The organism is Bacillota bacterium (assembly GCA_024655925.1).
In the GTDB taxonomy this organism is placed as follows: Bacteria; Bacillota; DTU025; order DTU025; family JANLFS01; genus JANLFS01.
This window is the reverse complement of record JANLFS010000198.1, coordinates 1-2,493: the sequence shown is the minus strand read 5'-3', so window position 1 is coordinate 2,493 and position 2,493 is coordinate 1. Positions and strand designations below refer to the sequence as shown.

The 2,493-nt window shown below is 60.3% G+C and carries 3 protein-coding genes; 1 reads left to right on the top strand and 2 read right to left on the bottom strand.

The window, feature by feature from the left end; all coding sequences use genetic code 11:
- The coding region (locus NUW23_15990) for a hypothetical protein (GenBank protein ID MCR4427654.1) at positions 1 to 271 on the top strand (271 nt) is incomplete at its 5' end.
- Here NUW23_15990 and NUW23_15985 read toward each other — a convergent pair.
- Both NUW23_15985 and NUW23_15980 read right to left on the bottom strand, forming a co-directional pair.
- Positions 254 to 709 (bottom strand): hypothetical protein, encoded by a 456-nt coding sequence (locus tag NUW23_15985; protein MCR4427653.1) that lies wholly within the window; start codon positions 707 to 709, stop codon positions 254 to 256. The genes NUW23_15990 and NUW23_15985 overlap by 18 nt on opposite strands.
- Before the next feature lie 647 nt (positions 710 to 1,356).
- Complete coding sequence (locus NUW23_15980) at positions 1,357 to 1,584, bottom strand: hypothetical protein (GenBank protein ID MCR4427652.1); 228 nt, start codon at positions 1,582 to 1,584, stop codon at positions 1,357 to 1,359.
- Positions 1,585 to 2,493 lie beyond the last annotated feature (909 nt).

Sequence of the window (2,493 nt, the reverse complement as noted above, 5' to 3'; positions counted from 1 at the left end):
CCGCACGGGGAGAGATCCCGGCACTGGAGGGAGGGTCGAGGAGTTCTACCTTTGCGCCCACGCGGTAGGTCAAGATGGGATGGCCGTTGAGGCCCTGCGGCCCCGGCTGGTGGAGCAGCGGGCAGAGCTCTTGACCTCACTGCCGGACGCGACTTCGCAGCCTCACGCCGACCGCACCACCACGAGCGCCGGGTTGGCGGTGACCGTAGCGCGTCTCACCAGGGTGGCCGATGTCAGAGCGCGCCGGTCACCATCACCCCCTGCCCTTTGACCGAGACCGCGCCGCAGCCATTTTCTCGCGTTGGATTTCCCAGATACGCATCTGAAGCTCTACCTCTTCGGGGGTCCACCGGTGTCTGACGTTCGCGGCATGTCGCCGCACGTCAACCCATGCGCGGTTGATGACGTTCGGCCACTCCTGAGGGTCTTTGGACTCCGGGAGTCCCATGTGCCAATACTTGCGGTCCTGAAAGTACAGGTACTTGCGCGGGGTATCGCCAAAGTACTCCACGACGCCATACTTCTCAATGCACGCAATGAGATGCGCGTGGTCCTCGGGGCTGCAGAGCTCCTTGGTGGTGTACTCGTGGGGATACGTCCGGGCATAGGTCCATGCGAACTTCCACTTGGTGCGCTCGATCAGAGATGCCAGCGCCTCGATCTCCTCGGGAGGAAGGTTGTGCTCCTCGCTAGTGGCCCTGTGACTCATGGCGGCTCCTTTCCCAATTGGCTTCTCCAATCCTGGTGTAGGACCAGTCGAGTGGTTCGGCCAACACGCAACGTGGTTGGTTTGCGGGACGCAAGCGAATGGGCTCTTGCCAGTTGGTCACGTTTGAGTGCCGGCTTGGGTCTACATCCCTTCGCCTGCAATGGGCTGGGCGTAGCTCTCTCCGAATTCAGCCAAGGGTCTTCCTCGGTAGATATCCGGGGGCAACCCCACGTCCGTGCTATCATGCCTGGCGTCTCTGTTCTTCTCGCCAGCTATGCTCCTGGGAAGCCTTGGTCATGTGCCACGGAGGACGCCGTGAACAAGCATAGGGTCCTCGCCCACAGTCACCAACTTGTCACAGGATCGAGTCGTGTGCTCGATGCCCATGACAGTGACCCGCGAGCGCCTAACGAAGCGGGAGCAAACTTAGTCTGGGACAAATGCGGCTGACCGCTTGCGATAACCGCGACAGGCCAGCGGGCTCACCCTGTTGTGATAGTTCGGTGTCGGGTGGTCAGTGAGCCGCAGGGCTGCGTCCCATTCTTTAGGCAAGCAGCGCGGCCTGGCCGTAACGACTCGGCAAGATAGCAAGACACAGGTGCCTGCTACAGTGTGTCAGAGTGGTCAATCACCCCTTTTGCTGCTGCCTAACGCTCCTTGCGCGCATACGCTTTCCGGACGTATCTGTTGATGAAAGCGTTCAAGCCTTGCCCACCTCGTGCTAGTTCTTTCATGCGCTCTATGTTGTTGACGCCAGCACTTGCATACGTGTAAAGGTAGATAGAACCATCCCAGAACTGCACTCTGACGAAGTCATCACCGATCTCGTACGCGACGACGCCTGAGTCACCACCTAGGTTGGCGTATCTTTCCATGTTGGCTCCTCCTTCTGGTTTGTTCGCCTGCTTGTGGGCGGAGCGATCCGCCGTTGTGGCAGTCGCGCGTAGCGCTCTCAGTCCTGTAACGCTTCTCGAACTCAAACACCTCGCTGTGAGCACCGCGTTCCTGGCCCCGAAGGACAATGGCCTCTTGCCCTAGCGTGGTGGCCTAACTATACCATAACCAGAAGTGGATCGCTAGCCCTATCCTCAACGCTCACCAGCTCGCAAGCAATGGAGCGACGTCACTTAACAGTTCATCACTTGCCCCAACATGGGAAACTCATCATAGGCACAACACTGCCGGCGACCTGGACTCGTTGGAGCGCTTCGGCGACATGCTTGTTGGTCCGAATGCCCGTCCGCTACGCGACCGGCACTGTCTCCGCGTGCAGGTCGTAAGGAGCACCCAGTAGAGCAGCGGGCGACATGCTCGGAGGAAATAACTGTCGATTGATGCGATCCGCATATCCGTTCCCGATTCTAGACCGCCTGGGCCGGCCGAAACGAAGCCACCGTCTTTGGTCGCGATGCATGCCTTGCGCTTGAGGCGCCCACGACGCCGACTGGTCACCTTCGCGAGCCGGGCACACGCCATCGCCGATCCGGGTCGACGCTTGGCCTGCGCGCTACACGCAGGAACGCCCAATGGCCCGTAACTCCGGACCCCAGCGCTCGTTTGCAGCCCATGTTGCGTACCGAGCAGAAGGTGCGCGCGTCGCATCACGGCGAGAAGTTCGTTGCCTCGCCGAATCCTGCTACTAGAGCTGCCTTCCTTAGCTGCCCCTTGGCCGAGTCGAACCCAACAGCGCAGCCATACTACTTATGTGGCTGAGGCCTTCCTCGAAACTGCTTGCACCTTTGCAGTTGCCGGGGATAGTGCCCTCACTATCGGCTCTTCCGCCC